Origin of the sequence: Marinomonas sp. SBI8L, from assembly GCF_001624705.1 — a bacterium.
Classification (GTDB): domain Bacteria; phylum Pseudomonadota; class Gammaproteobacteria; order Pseudomonadales; family Marinomonadaceae; genus Marinomonas.
In genome coordinates this window covers 151919-172841 of record NZ_JSEO01000012.1, presented here as the reverse complement: position 1 = coordinate 172841, position 20923 = coordinate 151919, and the positions used below count along the sequence as shown (strand labels likewise).

The following is a 20923-nucleotide window of genomic DNA, read 5'->3' as shown; positions in this document are numbered from 1 at the left end:
ATAAAGGGTAACGCCCGTCAACATTCAATAACGTTAACAGCCAATCCCCCTCGCGAAGTTTCTTTATATTTATCATTCATATCACGCCCTGTATCTCGCATGGTTTTTATTACCTTATCCAGAGATACATAGTGTGTTCCATCACCACGAAGTGCCATTGACGCCGAGTTAATCGCTTTAACCGAAGCCATTGCATTACGTTCGATACAAGGAACCTGCACCAGACCACCAATGGGGTCACATGTCAGTCCCAAGTTATGTTCCATACCAATTTCCGCCGCATTTTCAATTTGCTCAGGTGAACCACCTGTTGCTGCGGCTAAACCTGCTGCTGCCATAGCGCACGCTGAACCTACTTCCCCTTGGCAACCCACTTCAGCGCCAGAGATAGAAGCATTCTCTTTGAATAGCAGGCCAATTGCGGCAGCCGTTAAAAAGAAATCAATAATGCCTTCTTCATTTGAACGAGGGCAGAAATCCCAGTAATAATGAAGTACAGCTGGAATAATGCCAGCAGCACCATTTGTCGGCGCAGTCACAATACGACCACCACCTGCGTTTTCTTCATTTACCGCTAGGGCATACAAGTTAACCCAATCCATTGCCCCTAAAGATGGTGTAATCATATCCATCTTATTTTTCTTCGTGAGGTCTTGGTAAAGGCTTGCTGCACGACGTTTAACTTTTAAGCCGCCAGGCAAAATACCTTCGGTTTGAATCCCCTTATCTATGCAAGATTTCATCACCTGCCAGATAGAAAGAATATTAGCTTTTACTTCTTCTTCACTGCGCCATGCTTTCTCATTTTCTAGCATGATTTGAGCAATGCTAAGATCGTGCTCTTTACACAACTTTAAAAGCTCTTCGCTGCTATGAAATTCATAAGCTAGCTGAGTATCATCTTCAACTAACTCAACTTCACCTTGATCATTTTGATTAACAATGAAACCACCACCAATCGAGTAGTAGGTTTTTTCACAAATCAAAGTTTGTGTTTCATCATAGGCACGTAATGTCATACCGTTAGCATGAAAATCAAGACGATCTATTCTGTGATAAATCAAATCTGTAGCGGGTTCAAAAGCGACGCTATGCTTAGCATTCAAACTAATTTGTTTAGTTGATTCAATTGCTTCTACTCTAGGATCAACCGTATCTGGGTCAATAGAATCAGGAAGCTCACCTTCTAAGCCCATTAGTACCGCTTTACCTGTACCATGGCCTTTACCTGTTGCCCCAAGGGATCCATAAAGTTCACACATAACGCGTGTCACTTTAGGTGTGAGTTTCTCATCGTCAAGAAAGTGGACAAATTGATTAGCCGCAACCATAGGACCCACAGTGTGTGAACTAGATGGACCGATACCAACTTTAAATAAATCAAATAAGCTAATAGCCATAACAACGCCTCATGTGATTATGCCTGCCAGTTAATTAAAATTAACCGGCATGCGAAAAGGATTAATCTTTCCCCTATTAGAACACAAAGTTTCCAATAGGAAACATGGTTTTTGATTAAACCTCGATTTCGACGTCTGTTTTTGGCTTAGAACAGCATGAAAGTATGTAGCCATCAGCCACATCATCATCTGTAATACCGCCGTTATGCTCCATTTCAACTTCTCCGGAGACTTTAAGAACACGACAGGTACCACAAATACCCATACCACATGCTTTAGGAATGCGAATACCTAGCTGGGTAGCAGCCGAATGAACAGTTTCTTCTGCTTTAACCTTGATACCTTTACCAATATTAGTGAAAGAAACCATGGCACCTTCAGATCTATCTTCCAGAGCTTCTTCTTCAGCTTCTGTCAGAATATCTAGATCTTCATCAGCAGGTGGCTCGCCGAAGCTTTCTTCAAAGTAATTTTCCATTGGAAAATCAGCATCTTGAAGCATACGCTTAACTGCAGCCATATAAGGTGCTGGACCACAACAAAAAACCGTTCTTTCTTTAAAGTCAGGTGCCATGAGCTGCAGTTTAAATAAATCTAAATAGCCTCTATAACCTGACCAAGTTTCACCTATGCCATGGGTTTCACAGATAAAGTTAACTTGTAAATTAGGCACACGTGAATCCATCAACTCTAATTCACGTCTAAAAATAATGTCTGATGGTGATCTGGCACTATGGCAGAAAACCATATCAACACCTGTATTGGTATCATAGAACCAACGTGCCATAGACATAGTTGGTGTAATACCACTACCACCAGAAAGAAGAAGTACTTTTTCAGCTGGGTAATCAATACAGTTAAAGATCCCCATTGGTCCATGAACGGCTAATTCATCACCTTCAGACAAGTTGTCATGTAACCAGTTTGAAACAAGACCACCAGGTACACGCTTTACGGTAATAGAAAAGCTATAAGGAACAGAAGGTGACGATGCAATAGTATAACTACGCATGATCTGTTCACCTTCAATCATTAATTCAAGCGTGACAAACTGACCAGGTTTGAAGAAGAACATGATTGGCTGCTCTGCCATAAAGCAGAAAGTTGTCACATCAGGTGTTTCCCAAATGCGGTTTACACATCTGACTTGGTGACGGCCATTAGCCCATGTTTGCGTATTTACTGTGCTTAAAAAAGTATCATTCATCGACTTTACTCTTCTTATCTTCTTCTTATGCTTTTCTTATTAATGTAGCCATAAATAATAGGCTGAGTCTGAATAAAACGGAGTATGTGATTAGCGGCCTTCACTCGTTTATTCAAAAACGACATTTTTATACTCTAACCATCCAAATTTAAAAAAACCCTCTTAGATAAAACATAGGAATTGCTTTTTAGACCTGCTTACAAGCCCTAATAGGAATGATTATCAAGCTAATAAGCAGGTAACTGGCGAGTTCTCCCCCCTTTTTAGCGATAAACCAAAGGCGGCAAGCATGTCGCACAAAGAATAAAGATAGAAAAGCAATTGATCTTAGACACGTAAAAGCGTCAATTTTTTGCTAAAAATAGACCTAACTTATTAAAAATTAAGCCTTTTGAAAAATTAACCATGTCCTAAACTCACTTTCCTCGGCTTTTAAGCCCCAAAAAAATTAATAAAAACATAGGTTATGACGCTTTTAAATGAGATATTGTCGTTATTAGAACACCCTTACCCCTAACCGACATGGCACAGTACGAATCGGGGACTAAAATAAAAATATGGCCGCTATTAAAGCCTTAAATCAGCATGACAGAAGAAAAATTCAACAAAGATTAATCTTAATCATAAAGTTGACCTGCCACCCCTGATCAAAAACTTTAAATAAGCACCCACTCAACATTCAGAGGTAGTCGTAATGACAACAACCGCACCAACCAAAAAGTATCGTTATGGTTTTGTTCTGGTAGAGGACTTTTCCATGCTGCCTATGACATCAGCGATAGAAGTTATGCGTATGGCAAACTATTTGTTGGGCCATGATGTGTATGAGTGGTTTACCATTACTCAAGATGGACAACCGGCCAAAGCCAGTGACAATATTATGATTGCCGCTGACCTCGACTTTAGACAGGATCTATCTAATTTTGACGGTATCATTGTTTGCTCAGGTGTTAATGTAGAAAAACACTGTGACCCTCAACTATTACATTGGTTAAGAGAGCAAGAAAAGAAAGGGACTGCAATGGGAGCCATTTGCACCGGTGCCTTTATTCTTGCCGCTGCAGGCTTGATGGACGGCTACCGCTGTACGGTTCATTGGGAATACATGACGACTTTCTGCGAGCGCTTTCCAAATGCTTATACAGATTTAAAACTCTTTTCATTCGATAGAGACCGCTTCACTTGTGCCGGCGGTACAGCACCATTGGATATGTTTTTAAACCTAGTACGTAAGCACTTTAGTCATGAACTCAGCGCAGCCATAGGTGAAGAGTTTATGTCTGAGCGCATTCGAACAGAAAGTGACTTACAACGAATCCCATTACGAACCTATTTAGGCCCTAGCCATTCTAAATTAATGGAAGTTGTGTCTCTGATGGAAGCTAACTTAGAAGAGCCGATTTCTTTAGATGAGTTGGCCAGCTTTGTGAGCATGTCTAGAAGACAACTAGAGCGACAGTTCCAAAAGCATTTAAACTGCACACCATCACGCTATTACTTAAAACTTCGCCTCGTTAGAGCCAGAAAACTTCTAACTCAAACAAATATGTCTATTACCGACATAGGTATAGCCTGTGGTTTTGTTTCGACCCCTCATTTTAGTAAGTGTTATCGTGAATATTTTGGTATTCCTCCTCGTAATGAGCGCATTACACCTCACACTCAAGTTCCTTTCATGGGTATTCAAGGTGCCGCTTTTAGCGCTTAATAAACCCAGTCTAAAAGCGACAATTCATAATAAAAAAGAGTCTTTATAGGCTCTTTTTTTATCGCTTTCTCAATTACCTCTATAAATATTTAACCCAGGCATAAAAATTATCTTTCGCTTTTAAAAAAGATGGATACAATAGCCGCACTCAAATTTCAGCAAGCAGAATACTTGCTAAGAGGTCCCATAAATTAAAGGTAAACTTACCTGAGTTTGTTTGATTAAAGCACCGTTTTAATCACATTTCAGGGCGAACTAGTATTAAGAGGATTGTCCTATGTTCTTTGAAGGTTCAGAGAAAAAAGTTGAGCTTGTCATGTCTCATGATGCGGTCTCATTAAGAAGCCTAGGCATAGATTTTTGGGCCAGCATAGTGGCTCAATGTGAAGCAGAGATTCTTTCAAGCATTTCTAATGAGCATTGTGATGCTTACCTCTTATCTGAATCTAGTTTGTTTGTGTGGGATCATCATTTTTTGATGCTAACATGCGGCACCACAACCTTAGTCAATTCACTTCAAGCCTTTCTTGATCATCTAGAGAGTCAATTTGAAGGTCAACTTGAATTAATTCAGTCTGTTATTTTTCAGCGTAAAAATGAGTACCAGTCTCACCTGCAAAAGACCTCATTTGAACAAGATATTGCTCAGCTACAAAAAAGACTCAAAGGTGTCGCATTTCAACTAGGTAACCTTGATAGTCACCACAATTACATTTACCACCTAGATAAACCCTATTCACCAAACGAGTCTGATAAAACCTTTGAACTCTTGATGTATCATATTGAGGGCAAAGCGGCTGATTATTTAAGGCAAGAGGGACAAGATACCAAGACAATTCGCACACTACTTAGCCTTGAAACACTACTACCTGACTTTAAGATTGATGAGTATGTTTTTGAACCCTTTGGCTATTCTATGAATGCGATATTGGGAGATAAATATGCGACCATGCATATCACCCCACAAGAAAAAAGCTCCTATGTTAGCTTTGAAACAAACCTTGATATCAAGCATCACAGCGTCAATATTTTTAATCAGTTAATTCATCTACTTCAGCCAAGCTGTTTTGACATTATTAGCTTTAACGATGAAGCTGAAATTCACACAGAACACACCTTAATGAATCAAGTTGAGCAAAGCCTAAGCTGTGGTTATACCATGCGATTTAAAGAATATATGAAGCAGCAAAAAATCAGTGCAGCAAGCTTAATTGAGATTTAAGAAGCATAGATCCTAATAAAAAAGCCCCAAGATAAAACACGCTATCTTGGGGCTTCCTATTGTTGAAAGAAAAGATTATTGTTTTTTGAAAACAATATTCGCCTCTTCTAAATCTGCCAAAATGGCATCTCCGGAAACAAAATTCCCCGCTAACAATTCATTCGCTAATGGGTTTTCGAGCCAATTTTGAATCGCTCTTTTAAGTGGTCTTGCCCCGTACACTGGGTCATACCCCACTTCAGCAAGACGATCCAACGCCTTCTCAGATAAAGTGAGTGTCATCCCCATTTCTTGTAGTCTGGCATTTAAGTGGGTCATTTGAATACGCGCAATACCATGGATTTGACTCTGCATAAGCGGATGGAAAACCACAGTTTCATCAATTCGGTTAATAAATTCTGGTCTAAAGTGATTACCTACAACACCAAGTACTTCTTGTTTGATTTCTTCGTACTGCTCATTAGTACGATAGTTTTGAATCAGGTCAGATCCTAAATTTGAGGTCATCACTATCACAGTATTTCTAAAGTCAACCGTGCGTCCTTGTCCGTCAGTTAAACGGCCATCATCAAGTACCTGCAGCAAAATGTTAAACACATCAGGATGTGCTTTTTCAATTTCATCTAGCAAAAGTACAGAATAAGGTCGACGTCTAACAGCTTCTGTTAAGTAGCCACCTTCTTCATAACCCACATAACCTGGAGGAGAGCCTATCAAACGAGCAACTGAGTGTTTTTCCATAAACTCAGACATATCCACTCTGACCATAGACGCTTCAGTATCAAACAAAAAGGTCGCTAAAGATTTACACAGCTCAGTTTTACCAACACCAGTTGGCCCTAAAAATAGGAAAGACCCATTAGGTCGATTTGGATCAGCTAAGCCAGAACGAGAACGTCTTACAGCATTAGCAACCGCAGTCACAGCTTCTTCTTGACCTATAACTGAATTGTGTAACTCATTTTCCATGGTCAATAGCTTTTCACGTTCTCCTTGTAGCATTTTATCCACAGGAATTCCGGTCCAACGAGAAACAACTGTCGCCACTTCTTCTTCTGAGACGCGATTTCTAAGTAGTTGGGCTTGATCAAGTTCTTCAGCCATACTGGCTTTTTCTATTTCAGCTTCTAGCATAGGGATCACCCCATACTGTAGCTCAGACATCTTAGCTAGGTTGCCATCACGTCTGGCTTCTTCCATTTCTTGACGTACAGATTCAAGCTCTTCTTTTAGCTTTTGTGCCCCTTGTAACTGAGCTTTCTCTGCATTCCAAATTTCTTCAAGGTCACTAAACTGCTTTTCAGCAATGGCTATATCTGATTCGAGTTTTGAAAGCCTCTGTTTAGAAGCTCTGTCTTTCTCTTTCTTCAGAGCTTCTTTCTCAATTTTTAATTGAATAAGGCGACGCTCAAGCCTATCCATGTCTTCAGGCTTAGAGTCCATTTCCATGCGAATACGGCTTCCTGCTTCATCAATTAGATCAATCGCCTTATCAGGTAGCTGTCTATCGGTAATATAGCGTTGTGATAGCTTGGCCGCTGCAATGATTGCAGAATCCGTAATATCCACGCCATGGTGAATCTCATAACGCTCTTTTAGACCACGTAAAATTGCTATGGTATCGGCCACACTCGGCTCTTCAACTAGCACCTTTTGGAAACGACGCTCTAGAGCAGCATCCTTCTCAATAAACTGGCGATACTCATCTAGCGTTGTCGCCCCCACGCAATGAAGTTCACCACGAGACAGAGCAGGTTTTAACATATTACCCGCATCCATTGAGCCTTCAGATTTACCCGCACCAACCATGGTGTGTATTTCATCAATGAAAAGAATCACCTGACCTTCCTGTTTAGCAAGCTCAGTTAATAAGGATTTCAGCCTTTCTTCGAATTCTCCACGGTATTTTGCACCCGCAATCAGAGCCGCCATATCGAGAGATAAAACGCGTTTATTCTTTAACCCTTCAGGCACTTCACCATTTACAATCCTCTGAGCTAATCCTTCTGCGATAGCCGTTTTACCGACCCCAGGCTCACCAATTAAAACAGGATTATTTTTACGACGGCGCTGTAACACTTGAATAGTACGACGAATTTCGTCATCCCTGCCTATTACAGGGTCTAGCTGGCCTTCCGCTGCACGTGCAGTCAAATCTACCGTAAACTTATCTAACGCTTGACGGCTTTCTTCTGCGTTCGGGTCATTCACCCCTTCCCCACCACGCACCTGATCAATAACAGCAACAATATCTGCTTTGCTTACACCGGTTTTTTTAAGCGCTTTGGCAAGTTCATCTTTACCGTCAAACATGGCTAATAAAATTAGCTCAGAGGAGATATATTGATCTTTACGTTTCTGTGCTTCTTTATCTGCTAAATTTAGTAGGCGACCCAACTCTGGCGACATTTGAATGTTACCATCGTGATCCTGCATTTCAGGCAAGCCATCCAGAATATGATTTAAGGTTTCGCGAAATTTCGCCACCTGAATACCAGCTTGCTGAAGAATAGGTCGAATGCCGCTGCCTTGCTGGTCAAATAAAGCAACTAATAAATGGACGGCATCTATGTAGGCGTGATCTCTGCCTAAAGCAACAGACTGAGCATCAGAAAGTGCGATTTGTAATTTACTGGTTAATCGGTCGATTCTCATATTAAAGTCCTAATTATCCGAAAAATACCTTAGATACCTTTCTAGATAGGTCCCACTTTTTAAAATTCAATTGTTGAGTGTCATTTTTTTGACACCTATAAAAAAAGAGCCTCTCGGCTCTTCTTTCAACTTTCTGCGTCAATCCAGATTACGCTGGCTAATCGACCTGTTTGTTTATCTCGTCGATAAGAAAAAAATTGAGACTCATCTTCATAAGTACAATAATCACCACCATAAATTTGATTTACACCCAAGGCCTTCAGCCTTTGCTTAGCTAATAGGTAAATATCTGCAAGCCATTTACCATCATTTCTTGATGCCTTAAAAGCGCTTTCTGCTTGTTTATCTTGCAGCACAAACGCCTCTTTAACCTCACCACCCACTTCAAAAGCACTGACCCCAATGGCAGGCCCAAGCCAAACCATCAGATCGCTAGCATCCTCAAACTTTGCAATGCTTGACTCGATTACGCCGTCACATAATCCACGCCAGCCAGCATGACATGCGGCAACTTGAGTTCCCTTGTTATTACAAATCAACAAAGGTAAGCAATCAGCTGTCATTACAGCACACACCTGACCTTTAGTTTGTGTAAAAGAGGCATCGGCTTCTAAATCACCCAAGGCTTTTGAAGGCAAGGTGACCGTTTTAGTACCATGAACCTGATTAAGCCAACGTAAACTTGTTGGCATATTAATATGATCTGCAAAACGTTGTCGGTTCTCAGTCACGTCTGTAATCTGATCACCAACATGAGCACCTAGATTTAACGAACCATAAGGCATTTCACTCACACCGCCTTGGCGAGTTGATGAAAAAGCCTTTATCTGTTTAGGCGCTGGCCATTGAGGACAGATGTATGAATCATTTGAATGTGTTGAGGTCACTTTTTCTCCAAATAAACCAAGAAAAATAAAAGCTTAGAAGTCACCTTCTACACTATCTGTTTCTGCTAGGTCTTCGTTAAGAAGCTCAATCAGCTGCTTCATATCGTCAGGTAGATCGACTTCCCATTCCATAAACTCACCGCTAATAGGGTGTGATAGTTCTAATCTTTTTGCATGTAGGGCTTGTCGTCTAAAGTTTTGCAGCTCTTCTCTCAATTCAGGAATGCAAGCTTTAGGCATTTTCATCCGTCCAGCATATTGAGGGTCGCCTAATAACGGGAATTGAATATGAGACATATGCACACGAATTTGGTGTGTACGCCCAGTTTCCAGTTTAAGTCGGATATGTGTGTGGTTTTTAAAACGTTGCAATAAACGGTAATGCGTCACAGCATCTTTACCATTTAAAGGCTCTACCGCCATTTTTTGACGGTTCTGAGGATGACGACCAATTGGCTCATTTACTGTACCACCGCCAGTCATTATGCCTATAGTCACAGCTTCATATTCACGCCCCATACTTCTATCTTGCAGCTGAGCAACCAACTCAGTTTGTGCTGCTAATGTTTTAGCAACAACCATCAAGCCAGTTGTTTCTTTATCAAGACGGTGAACAATACCTGCCCTTGGGATATGGGCCGATTCAGGACAATGGAATAAAATAGCATTCATCAAGGTACCTGTGCGGTGCCCTACCGCAGGGTGAACAACCAAGCCTGCTGGCTTGTTGATCACAATAATATCGTCGTCTTCAAAAACGATATCTAAAGGGATATCTTCGGGTTGATGATCATCAATATCTTCAACTAAGGTTTCTAGACTTATTACTTCACCTACAAAGAGTTTTTCTTTCGCTTTTGACTTCTTGCCATCAACTAATAAAACCCCTTCTTTAATCCAAGTCTGGATACGTGACCTTGAATAATCACTAAAGAGTTCTGTTGCGACTAAATCAAACCTTTGCCCATTTAATTCAAATGGAACTTGGGCTTCTTTTACTATGCGCTCTGCCATACAATGTACTTAAATTCGAGTTGATCTTAATTTGCGTAATTTTTACGTATTATCGATCAAGTTACAAAGAAAAAAGGTGTATCTAACTGCCATTGGAAACTTTATGACTATTTTAGAGTCAATCAAGGCAGGATTACATTTAACTATTCAAGGTTTGATTATACATGGGATTACGCAAGTCTTTGCTGCAATTATCTGGTTTCGTTGGAATTTCTTTATTACTAGGAGCCTGCTCCAATACACCGGTTCAAGAACCAGACCTACCTGAGCGAGAATATTACCAGAATGCTCAAGAAGCATTTGATCAAGGCCGACCACTTGTCGCTGTTAAAAACCTGAAGGACCTTGATAGTCGCTACCCTTTTGGTGAGTTTAGCCAAAGAGCAGAACTTGAGTTAATTTATGCCTATTTTTTAGCAAGTGACTATATTTCAGCACACGCTAATGCTGAGCGCTTTATTAAAAAATACCCAGACTTTGAAACCATAGATTATGTCTTTTACTATCGTGCCCTTTCCACATTTAAAGGCGGCCAAACCCTTAGTGCTCGCTTCTTAAATCAAGATCCAAGCCAAAGAGATACGAGTGAGTTTGTTAAAGCATTCCGCGAGTTTGCAGATCTCCTTAAACGTTACCCTGAAAGTGAATATGCCAATGATGCGAAAGCTCGCATGATTTATTTACGCAACACTATTGCAAAACACGAGCTACAAGTTGCTAAGTATTACTTTAAACGTAACGCTCCTTTAGCGGCTCTCCACAGAAGCCAAACAGTTCTCAACCAATATCCTAGTTCTGACTCAATAGAAGAGGCACTCGCCATTAGTGTCCAAGCTTATATTGAATTAGAACAAGAAGAGTTGGCAGACAGAAACCTAGCTATCTTAGTAGAAAACTATCCTAGCTCAGTGCATCTTGATGAAAATGGACAACTGATTATTCCTGCAAGACCAAAAGATGCCGATCCTGATTTTTGGTATTGGGTAACGCTAGGTTGGATGGACTAATATCCACTAAGCCTTAAAACTAAAAAAGCCGACATTATGTCGGCTTTTTTAGTTTTAAGGGAAATACCTAGGCTCATCACCCTCTTGCCAAGGCGGAAGCTTAATCATGACTTTCTCAAAAGCTTCGTCTTCAATAATTTGTTTCAGCCAAGATCTGACATTTAGATATTGAGACTGGTCAAACCATGCATTATCGACACCACGGAATTGGCGTATAAAAGGAAAAACAAGCACATCAGCCATGCTCATCTCGTCGCCCAGTAAAAACGCTTGTTTGCTTAGTTTGCTTTCTAGCCTGCGTAAAAACCTTTCAGCTTGAGAACGATAATATGCTTGAGAATAAGCTGGATGACGATCTGCATATTTATACTTATCTAGCCAAACCTTAAACCTGTAGTCAGTCTGAAATAACCAAGCAGCGATCTCATTTTCTTGTTGCTCAGAATAGATGTTAGCATTTTGCTTCTTGCTCATCGCCCAACGAATAATATCCATACTTTCTGGATAGCGAGTACCTTGTTCGCAAATCATCTGAGGGACACTTGAACGGCCACCTAATGCAAGTAATGCTTCTGGCTTGTTTCTTAAAACCACTTCTCTAATTTCAACTTTAATATTAAGAAGTGACAAGGTGTAGCGGGCTCTAATTGCGTAAGGACAGCGCCTAAAAGAATATAAAATAGGAAACACAGAACATCTCTAGATAAAAACTGATTAAGACGTGATTAAAGCAAAAAAGCAGGCATAAAAAAACCGCTCTTAATTAAGAGCGGTTTTTTAAAAGATCAAACAGATTAAACGACTGAAACGTTTTCTGCTTGTGGACCTTTTTGACCTTGAGTAACTTCAAAAGTTACTTTTTGGCCTTCTTGTAGTGTACGACGACCAGTACCATTGATAGCACGGAAGTGAACAAAAACATCTGGACCGCCTTCGCGCTCGATGAAACCAAATCCTTTTTCGTCGTTAAACCATTTAACGATACCGGAAACTAATTGACCTGACATACAAACCTCATCTTTTCTATCTACTGCATATATACAGTTTAGTTTTATCATTGAAAGCATTAGAACTTTCAACATTATCCATAATGGTCAAGTTATTTATCAGAAGGTGGTCCAAATCAAAATACTTAACTATATCGATAATATGACGATCAAAAAAAAATAGGAAGGCGCAAAAAATAAACTTAGTTAAATTATGTAAAACAAATTAAATTAAATGTAACTTTATGAAACAGACTTCATAAATTATAAACAAGTTCAAGATAACATTAGCAATTCTTATTTTTACTAATAAACATTTAATAAAAAACTATTATTTTTCAAAATATAAAGTTTAGGCGTTTTAATAACTTAGGATTATCTTAATAAGCACAAGATTAAATAGGCAGAAAAAATTATAAATTTTAACTTAAGTGTAATAAAGGTTAAGTATTGAGCTTGATTCAAATTGAGCTAAATGTTTTTTATTTTTTTTGCGCTTTTCTCTTTCCGTATTGTGAATAATTTGGCTTTTATTCTTACTCAACCTGGCTTAACCATAAAAAGTGAGCCTCTTAGGCTCATTGTGCTAGTATCATTGCTAACTCATTTTACAGTCGATCTCTTCCATTTTACCCATGCACTTTATTCTTCTTACTCACTCTCGCGAATTAAGCAAGCAAACAGCAACAGGCCCTCTCGTTAAGCAAGCACTTGAAAATCAGTGTGATATCATTGAATGGTCACGCACGATTCCAGATAGCCGTTTAACAACAGAATTAGATACTTCAAAAACACTACTAATATACCCAGATACCCATTCCCCTGAACTTGTCATAAAAGACACTAAAGCACTGATTGAATTTGATACATTTATCATTTTGGATGGCACTTGGCAGGAGGCAAAAAAGATGTATAACCGCAGCCCTTATTTACACTCTTTAGCTCACTATCAATTAGAAGTTAGTTACCTTTCTAGCTATCAGCTTAGGCGAAATCAAAAAAGCATTGGGTTATGTACGGCTGAAGTCGCAATTGAGCTACTTAAGCAAAAGTCAGAATTAGCTCAGGCAAGCAAATTAGAAGACTTATATAATAAGTTTAATTCGGGAATAAAAGTAGAAGAAAAAACTAACTAGTATTTTTCGCTCACTCTATAGAAGATTTGGTAATAATATTTTAAGTTATTATTACCAAATACTAAAAATGACCAATTTTACATAAAAGAATAGCGTATCTTTCTATATTTAAGTTATCTACTTGAAAGTCATGTGTTCTAAACCAGACGCCTTCATTTAACAGATTATTGTTATAACTTAAATCACCCTCAAGCATCAGAAACTCTATAGAATTGGTTTCTTTACTATTCTCATATAAGCGTAATAAATCAGATATTTGCGTCAACTTAATCCAATAAACACTTTCTTCTTCATGTTCATGTAAAAGATGAAAACCAGCGTCTTCATTTACAAATACGCTGGTATCAATAAATACCTGCTCTGTGTCATTCACTTTAAACTGATGTAATTTAACGAAGAGTTCACAGCCGTTTTTACTATGGGGCGCATGAGATGTCCCAGGAGGGTTTCTAAAATAGGCACCGGCATGATAATCCCCAGATTCATCCGAAAAGGTTCCTTTGATTACAAAAATTTCCTCTCCACCTGGATGGGGGTGTGTACGGAAAAAAGAGCCCGCTTCATATTTAACGATACTGGTTGCATGCCCCCTTTCAGCCTCTTCTCTTGCTAATGGTTTACGCCAAACTCCAGCCATTGGACTTGCTTGCCAATCTAACGCTTTACTATCGATAAGAACTTCTTTTAGAAAGTCCATATTTAACATGACAAGGCCTCCAAAACCGCTTCAGCTCCCCTTTCTAATTCGTTCAAATAAGCAAGGGATAAGCCATACAATCGTTATAATTTAATTCTTATTCTTGGCTTTATGACTTAAATCAACAAAGCGATTAAATGCAAACAACTCATCAAGAAGATAAGGTAGAGTTATACCTACTCTAAAAACCATCAGCTAATAAGGTCGATTAATCTAGTTAAATTATCGAATATCAAACCGAATCAGCGCCCAACTTAAACCATTGACTAGTTTTCGACGAGTGAAGAATGACGCTACTTCCCCCTTCTCAAATTCCTTTAAAGCAAACCTTTGCAGTACTCTTTGTGGTTATCAGCACCATGTCTTGCATTATGGGTTACCTAATTATTAGAGAAGGTAATATTAGTGAAGAGCAAAGAACAAAATTAGTTGATCAATTCATCACCCAGCAAGAGCAAAAAATACATTCTGATGGTTTAAAAATTGTTGAAAATTTAAACAACTTCAGTTTGCAAACAATACCCTATCTTAAGGCAGAATCAAAACTTCAAGTAGATACTGCACATGCCATCGCAAACTCTCTTCATCAAAACCTTAAGCCTTTATTAGCCGAGAATGAAATTAAACTTGCCATTAGAGAAGCACTAAGAGACATTCGCTTCTTTTCAGGTAGAGGTTACCTTTTTATCGATGAGATGGATGGCTCCTCTATTTTGCTGCCAACCTTTCCTTCTCTAGAAGGAAAGTCTCTTTATAATCTAGTTGATGATAAGGGCGTGATTCACATAAAAAACATTGTCAAAGCAGTCCAAAACGAAAGTAAGCAGGGCTACTATCAATATCGTTGGTACGCTCCCAACAACAAGCAAGAGATGCAGGATAAAATCAGCTTTATGCGCCAGTTTGAGCCTTACAACTGGATAATAGGCACAGGTGATTACATCCAACAAGTTGAGAAAGACTTCCAGCAAAAAGCAATCAATCAACTCTCTTCATTAGAAATTCAGAAAAACAGCTTTTTTATTATTTTCGACAAAGATGGGAAGTTTATTTACCAAGCTCAAGGCATTTCAGAAAAGTTTGCCGAGAAGTTACAAGAAACGAGCTCTGCAAAACGCTTTATTACTCAAATAGAAAACAGAGCAAAAGCCAATTCAGCAAACGATGAGTTGAAGATAACTAAGGGCAACAATACCTTCTCCTTTACTAGCAATATCAATAAGTGGGGCTGGACGATAGTCGGCGGCTACAACAACGAAAATATTCTCTTTGCTGCTGAATCCCAGCTAGATATGCTAAAAGAAAGCCAGCAAGAGAGTATGCAAAGTCTCTTATTTGAATTTTCACTGCTCACGAGTCTCTCTCTGATAATTGCTTTGGGAGTTGCCTTTTGGCTGAGAAATGCTTTCGTAAACTACCATAACCATAGCCAAAAGCAGCATGAACTCTTATTAAAAAACAAGTCTGAATTAGAGCTTGCTGCACGGGTGTTTGACAGCACTTCTGAAGGCATAATGATTACGAATGAGTTTAATCAAATCATTACCTGTAACTCATCTTTTTGTCGCATAACAGGCTATGAAAAAGAAGAAATTATAGGGCTCACACCAAATACTTTTGCCTCAGGACTCACTGACCCTGAAATTTACAGCGATATGTGGCACTCAATCACTACGAAAGGTTTATGGCAAGGCGAAGTCATTAATCAGCATAAAAAAGGTCACCTGTTTCCTGAATGGCTTTCTATCAATGTTTATAAAGACCAATCAGGAAAAACCATTAATTATATAGGTAGCATAGTGGATATCAGCAAGCGCAAGCAGGCAGAGAATACACTACAACACCTTGCAGATTATGACTTTTTAACAGACCTACCTAATAGGCGCTTCTTCAAAGAGCAAATTGACCACATCATTGATGTTGATAAAAAAAGAAAGCCAACTGAGCCGATTAATAAGTTTGCTCTACTCTTTTTGGATCTTGATTACTTTAAGTTTATCAATGATAGCCTTGGTCACAGTGCAGGAGATAAAGTACTTAAAATCATCGCGGAAAGGTTACTTGAGCATAAGGATGAAAATACAATCGTCAGTCGGTTGGGTGGAGATGAGTTTGTCATAGTATTGCAAGATATCTCTTCAGAACAAGCCGTGAGACACTTCTGCAAAGAGTTAATGTTAAGCATTGAAAAGCCTATGGATGTACTGGGTCGTTCTCTTATTGTGACCCCTAGTATTGGTGCGACGCTTTACCCCAAAGATGGAAACCGTACCAATATTTTACTTAAAAATGCCGATGCAGCCCTCTATCGCGCAAAAGAGCAAGGCCGTAATAATGTGCAATTCTTTACGACAAACTTAAATAGAGATGCACTTAAAAGACTATCGTTAGAAAATGATTTACGCCGTGCTTTAAAGAAAAAGCAATTTGAGATTTACTACCAACCACAAGTCGATTTAAACAATAAACAGGTAATTGGCTGTGAAGCTCTAATCCGCTGGCATCACCCGACTAAAGGCTTTGTATCTCCTATTGATTTCATCCCATTGGCGGAAGAAACCGGCATGATCAATGAAATAGGTGAATGGGTACTTTTTGAAGCCTGTAAACAAGCGGCTAGATGGAGCGAGGAATATAATCGTCCTATCGATATGGCGATCAACTTATCGGCTAGGCAGTTTAACGATAAGCTAGTTGCAACTGTTGTAAAGGCATTAAAACAAAGCCAGCTACCTAGCCACAGCTTAACCCTAGAGATAACTGAAAGCATATTAGTTCAAGATCCTGAGCAAGTCATAGGTACTCTGTCTCAATTACGCCAGCTAGGCATCAAGATTGCGCTTGATGACTTTGGCACAGGTTTCTCGAGCCTATCTTATTTAAAACGCTTCCCTCTAGATAAGCTTAAAATTGACCGAGCATTTGTTAAAGATCTACCGAATGATAGTGACGATAGCGCAATCATTGCGTCAGTCTTAGCTGTTGCTGAGCACTTTAACCTGACAACCATTGCAGAAGGGATTGAAAATACAGACCAAGAAAGCCTACTGGAAGAACTTAACTGCTCACAAGGACAAGGTTTTTATTATGATAAGCCTCTTACCGCTCACGCCATGGCACAAAGATTCAAGCATGGACAACACGGTAAGCCAGCTCTTATTAACGGCTATGAGATGGTTTGAATACAGATATAAGCACTTTAAGCATCGCCACAAGCCTAAAGAGAAATAATCCAACTTCCTAGGAAGTTGGATTAACACACTCTCATGATACCCTGCATCAAACAATAAATTGCTCGTAAAAAATGAAAAATCGTCCTTTAAAATACAACTAAATATAAATAAAAACGTAATTTAGTTTGGTATTTGCTCGCACGAGAAAGTAAGTTACGTAAGCAATCTCGTATTTGTTTTAGAATAAAAAAAGCGCCTAAACCTGACGGCTTAGACGCAAATGTTCCAATCGATCTAAAAGACAAAATGGAACCTTGAATGATAGGGACTTTGGCTGGTTAGCTAAAGTTATGCTTGGACTCTCGCAAGCAAGAGCCCAATGATAACGTCAGATAATCAATTTTATCAGGCTATCAAGTTACACTTAGAAAGCGTAAACAGCACCTAGTGCAGTGAAAGAATCTTCTGCAGTACCTTGTTGACCAGCTTCAACATAAACATAAACGTCACCGTCGTAGTCTAGGTTGTAAGTTACACCAACTGCGTATTCGTCATAGTCGGAACCTGTTTCAAGATCAACAGTTTGAACTGAACCATAAAGAAGACCGTCAGCATGATCAGCATTGAAACCAAGACCGATGTTTGTACCTTCATCAGAATTGTCTTCATATTTAGCCATAACATTTGCAACACCTAGGTCATAAGCAACAGCTAAACCAATAGTGTCATCTTTATTGATAGCATTTTCTAGAGAGTCATAACCTACAGCTAGCTCTAAATCACCAGCAGAATATTTAACAACTGCAGTTAAAGCAGTGCCATCTTCTACAGTATTGTTACCAACTTCAGTTTCAGCATCGCCTTTAACTTGAGCTGAAACTTGTACTTCAAAACCATTCATTTCTGGTGAGAAGTAAGCAATTGTATCGCCTTCAGTTGTCGTTGAAGAACCAGTTAGACCAGCATACTCATAAGAATCGATACCGTCTTGGATTGCATTGTTATAGATGCTATCGAAAGTACCAACTTGTACTTTACCGAAATCACCTTTCAAACCAACATAAGCTTGGTCTAGGTTAACGTCAACATCAGATGTTTTTTCGTCAGCGTCAGCTTCTAGTTCATACTTGAAGAAACCTGTCAGACCATGCTTAAGTTCTTTCTCGCCTTTAAAGCCAAAAGTAGAACCGTTATCAGTTAGTTCAGCTGTATCTTCACCATCAGCATAAACTAATTGGATGTTACCGTAAGTGTCGATATCAGCAGCTTGTGCAGTAACAGCCGTAAAGGCAGCAGTAGTAACAGCAACTGCAACTAGTGTTTTTTTCATTTCAAGATCCCCGTTTTATTTATTTCAATCATTATTCAGTTTCACTGTTTGTTAGTAGAAACAGAAAACAACAACAATTTAACCTCAGGGAGAATTAACTCAATAAGCAGGGTATTGGTTTCTTCCTTCTTCACAGTTAGTTGCTAACTAATTGAAATTTCACAGGAAATAAGGATTAATAAAAAATGACTGCGTTGTATTTTTTTATCTTTTAAAACAATAAGATAACTTTAAGAAGAGAATTAATCCCATTGAAAACAAGTACTTATTTCTTGCTAATTTCAAGCCAACTTAAACTCTGCCATTTATCAATTTTTGAACCAATTAAAGTTAAGCCTAGAAAAAAGCAAAAAAAAATGGCCATTAAAAATGGCCGTTTTTAGTAGATTTAAACGCTTACCACATCAAATCATCAGGAATTTTAAAATCAGCATAAGGATCATCTTCATCAACAACCTCTTCTGACCTGTCGTTACACACTAGAATGAATGACTCATCTCTTTGCGCAATTTTAGCAGCTACCTGTTCGGGGATAATCTCATACCCTTCATCAAGTTTAACTATTGCTAATCGACCTACAGAAAGGTCCTTATGTATACCTTCATTAACATAGATTTTCTTAACTTTTTTCTCGTCTTTGAAGTTATAAGCAACTTCGCCATCTTTATGGGTTAGCCTATTAAGTTCGATCATTTGGCGAATTTGAGCTTGCACAGCTTTTAACTGCATCGCTTCTTCTTTGGCTTTATTTAACGCCTTGTCTCGCTCAATTTTTTTATCACGTTGTTTCTTTAGTTCAGCTTGTTTCGCTGAGTCATCTTCTGCGACAGCTTTTCCTGTTTTAATCTTCTGCTTTTTTTGCAGTTTTTCAGCTTTTAATTTATTTGCTTTCTTTTTATCTACTAAGCCAGCTTTTAGTAATTGATCTTGTAGAGATTTTGCGGCCATAAATGCTCCTTTATGTTATTGTCACGCCCACCAATAAAATACTATTTCAGCATCAGTTTTGAGACCGATAAAATACGGTTTCAATTCACCACCTCTTATATAAAGGATTAGCTTTAATGGACATTAGCTTTTTTACAATCAGCCTATTAATCGGTACAGGCTTTATAGCAGGCATTATAAACACTTTAGCTGGCGGTGGCTCGAATTTAACGCTACCAGCGCTTATGGTAATGGGAATGCCTGCAGATATTGCTAATGCAACCAACCGTGTTGGCGTCATCATGCAATCTATTGTTGGGGTTGCAGGCTTTAAAAAAGCAAAAAAGCTTGATACGAATGACATTACACCCGTTTTAATACCGACCTTAGTTGGTGGGCTAGTCGGTAGCTTGCTAGCTTCCTATGTTGACCCTCAATATCTAAAACCTTTACTACTGATTGCTATGGTGAGTATGACCTTAATCATGCTAATAAAGCCTAGTGTTATTTCACCACCAGAAGGGACCATACCTCATAAAATAAGGGAGAAGCCAAGCGCTTGGTTAGCACTTTTTGCGGCGGGTATTTATGGCGGTTTTGTTCAAGCAGGTGTTGGCTTTATTTTGATAGCAGCCCTAGCCGGTACATTGAGATATGATTTAATTCGAACCAACGCATTAAAAATGCTGTGTACTATTGCTTTTACAGTTATTTCGTTAGCTGTTTTTATCTGGAATGATCAGATTATGTGGATACCAGGCTTAATCTTAGCTGTTGGTACCATGTTTGGTTCGCACTTAGCTGTCAAATTTGCATTAAAAGCGAACCCAAAAACGCTAAAGTGGTTCCTCTTCATCATGACTGTATGCGGAAGTATTGCCGCACTTTTAACCTAAATAAAGCAAGTTAATAACTGTTTTAAGGCAGCTAAGGCTGTCTTAAAAGCAAAGTTTTGAATCATTCAAGTTAGACACTCTGTGCTTTTAAGCATCTCGCCAGCAGATAAAATTTCTGATTTCACTAAATTATAAGCATAAAAAAAGACGACATATGTCGTCTTTTTTAAAAGTCTACACTCGAGATTTTCTCGAACGTTACTTCCTTTATCTCAAAAAAGAGATCTTATAAAGGAGTTACGTTTTGTGCTTCAGGACCTTTTTTGCCGTCTGCTACTTGAAACTCAACCTTTTGGCCTTCAGCAAGAGTTTTGAAACCGCTAGAGTTGATTGCAGAGAAATGAACAAAAACGTCTGGACCTTTGTCCTGAGTGATGAAACCGAAACCTTTAGTTTCGTTAAAGAATTTTACTGTACCTGTTACTACTTCAGACATAACGTTATCCTGTATTAAATAAATTAACTCATCCACATATCCAAAATAGATTATGCGTAAATAAGAGATTGCTGAAAAACTCGGAATTACTTATGACGAACAGGACGCGAAATTACTTGTAGGTAACATCGTAACTCTGGACATAAATACATTGCCAACTCTTTTCTAACGCGGACATTGTATCCCCCTAAAAATCATGGGTCAATGAAATGTCACGCTTATTTTTTATAAACGATTGGTCA

Annotated in this window: 17 protein-coding genes; 6 read left to right on the top strand and 11 right to left on the bottom strand. The window is 38.9% G+C overall.

Going from position 1 to position 20923, the window contains the following annotated elements; translation table 11 throughout:
• Nucleotides 1-17: 17 nt before the first annotated feature.
• Together OA91_RS17905 and OA91_RS17900 are read right to left on the bottom strand one after the other, a co-directional pair.
• On the bottom strand, nucleotides 18-1400 hold the full coding sequence (locus OA91_RS17905) for an L-serine ammonia-lyase (protein ID WP_063339343.1): 1383 nt from the start codon (nucleotides 1398-1400) through the stop codon (nucleotides 18-20).
• Nucleotides 1401-1515: 115 nt separating this feature from the next.
• Nucleotides 1516-2607, bottom strand: a complete 1092-nt coding sequence (locus OA91_RS17900) for a hybrid-cluster NAD(P)-dependent oxidoreductase (RefSeq protein WP_063339342.1) — start codon at nucleotides 2605-2607, stop codon at nucleotides 1516-1518.
• Between the two features lie 694 nt (nucleotides 2608-3301).
• Here OA91_RS17900 and OA91_RS17895 point away from each other — a divergent pair.
• Both OA91_RS17895 and OA91_RS17890 read left to right on the top strand, forming a co-directional pair.
• Entirely contained in the window at nucleotides 3302-4315 is a 1014-nt protein-coding gene (locus OA91_RS17895; RefSeq protein WP_046019216.1) for a GlxA family transcriptional regulator, read from the top strand.
• A 277-nt stretch (nucleotides 4316-4592) separates the two neighbouring features.
• Entirely contained in the window at nucleotides 4593-5537 is a 945-nt protein-coding gene (locus OA91_RS17890; protein WP_063339341.1) for an adenosylmethionine decarboxylase, read from the top strand.
• A gap of 75 nt (nucleotides 5538-5612) precedes the next feature.
• On the opposite strand, the gene clpB is transcribed toward OA91_RS17890, so the two are convergent.
• The 3 genes from clpB to rluD form a co-directional block, all read right to left on the bottom strand.
• On the bottom strand, nucleotides 5613-8192 hold the full coding sequence (gene clpB / locus OA91_RS17885; RefSeq protein ID WP_063339340.1) for an ATP-dependent chaperone ClpB: 2580 nt from the start codon (nucleotides 8190-8192) through the stop codon (nucleotides 5613-5615).
• Nucleotides 8193-8317: 125 nt separating this feature from the next.
• Nucleotides 8318-9079, bottom strand: a complete 762-nt coding sequence (gene pgeF / locus OA91_RS17880; protein ID WP_063339339.1) for a peptidoglycan editing factor PgeF — start codon at nucleotides 9077-9079, stop codon at nucleotides 8318-8320.
• A gap of 33 nt (nucleotides 9080-9112) precedes the next feature.
• The gene (gene rluD / locus OA91_RS17875) at nucleotides 9113-10093 is read right to left on the bottom strand and encodes a 23S rRNA pseudouridine(1911/1915/1917) synthase RluD (protein WP_063339338.1); all 981 of its coding nucleotides are present in this window, start codon (nucleotides 10091-10093) and stop codon (nucleotides 9113-9115) included.
• 164 nt (nucleotides 10094-10257) lie between these two features.
• Between rluD and OA91_RS17870 the strand changes: the two genes are divergently transcribed.
• Entirely contained in the window at nucleotides 10258-11100 is an 843-nt protein-coding gene (locus OA91_RS17870) for an outer membrane protein assembly factor BamD (protein WP_063339337.1), read from the top strand.
• A gap of 54 nt (nucleotides 11101-11154) precedes the next feature.
• Here OA91_RS17870 and OA91_RS17865 read toward each other — a convergent pair whose 3' ends face one another.
• Together OA91_RS17865 and OA91_RS17860 are read right to left on the bottom strand one after the other, a co-directional pair.
• Nucleotides 11155-11790, bottom strand: coding sequence for a glutathione S-transferase (locus OA91_RS17865; RefSeq protein ID WP_063339336.1), 636 nt, complete (start codon nucleotides 11788-11790; stop codon nucleotides 11155-11157).
• A 104-nt stretch (nucleotides 11791-11894) separates the two neighbouring features.
• The gene (locus OA91_RS17860) at nucleotides 11895-12107 is read right to left on the bottom strand and encodes a cold-shock protein (protein WP_046015243.1); all 213 of its coding nucleotides are present in this window, start codon (nucleotides 12105-12107) and stop codon (nucleotides 11895-11897) included.
• 614 nt (nucleotides 12108-12721) lie between these two features.
• On the opposite strand from OA91_RS17860, the gene OA91_RS17855 reads away from it, so the two are divergent.
• Entirely contained in the window at nucleotides 12722-13222 is a 501-nt protein-coding gene (locus OA91_RS17855) for a DTW domain-containing protein (protein ID WP_063339335.1), read from the top strand.
• A gap of 61 nt (nucleotides 13223-13283) precedes the next feature.
• Here OA91_RS17855 and OA91_RS17850 read toward each other — a convergent pair whose 3' ends face one another.
• Nucleotides 13284-13928 carry a cupin domain-containing protein gene (locus OA91_RS17850; protein ID WP_063339334.1) on the bottom strand — a complete coding sequence of 215 codons (645 nt, stop codon included), beginning with the start codon at nucleotides 13926-13928 and terminating at the stop codon, nucleotides 13284-13286.
• A gap of 278 nt (nucleotides 13929-14206) precedes the next feature.
• On the opposite strand from OA91_RS17850, the gene OA91_RS17845 reads away from it, so the two are divergent.
• Nucleotides 14207-17101 carry a bifunctional diguanylate cyclase/phosphodiesterase gene (locus OA91_RS17845; protein ID WP_063339333.1) on the top strand — a complete coding sequence of 965 codons (2895 nt, stop codon included), beginning with the start codon at nucleotides 14207-14209 and terminating at the stop codon, nucleotides 17099-17101.
• Between the two features lie 415 nt (nucleotides 17102-17516).
• On the opposite strand, the gene OA91_RS17840 is transcribed toward OA91_RS17845, so the two are convergent.
• A complete protein-coding gene (locus OA91_RS17840) occupies nucleotides 17517-18422 on the bottom strand; it encodes a porin (protein WP_063339332.1) in 906 nt (301 codons plus the stop codon).
• A 396-nt stretch (nucleotides 18423-18818) separates the two neighbouring features.
• Entirely contained in the window at nucleotides 18819-19370 is a 552-nt protein-coding gene (locus tag OA91_RS17835; protein WP_063339331.1) for a DUF2058 domain-containing protein, read from the bottom strand.
• A 116-nt stretch (nucleotides 19371-19486) separates the two neighbouring features.
• Between OA91_RS17835 and OA91_RS17830 the strand changes: the two genes are divergently transcribed.
• Nucleotides 19487-20245, top strand: a complete 759-nt coding sequence (locus OA91_RS17830; protein WP_046015215.1) for a sulfite exporter TauE/SafE family protein — start codon at nucleotides 19487-19489, stop codon at nucleotides 20243-20245.
• A 226-nt stretch (nucleotides 20246-20471) separates the two neighbouring features.
• Here OA91_RS17830 and OA91_RS17825 read toward each other — a convergent pair whose 3' ends face one another.
• Nucleotides 20472-20681, bottom strand: coding sequence for a cold-shock protein (locus OA91_RS17825; RefSeq protein WP_009835384.1), 210 nt, complete (start codon nucleotides 20679-20681; stop codon nucleotides 20472-20474).
• Nucleotides 20682-20923: the final 242 nt, after the last annotated feature.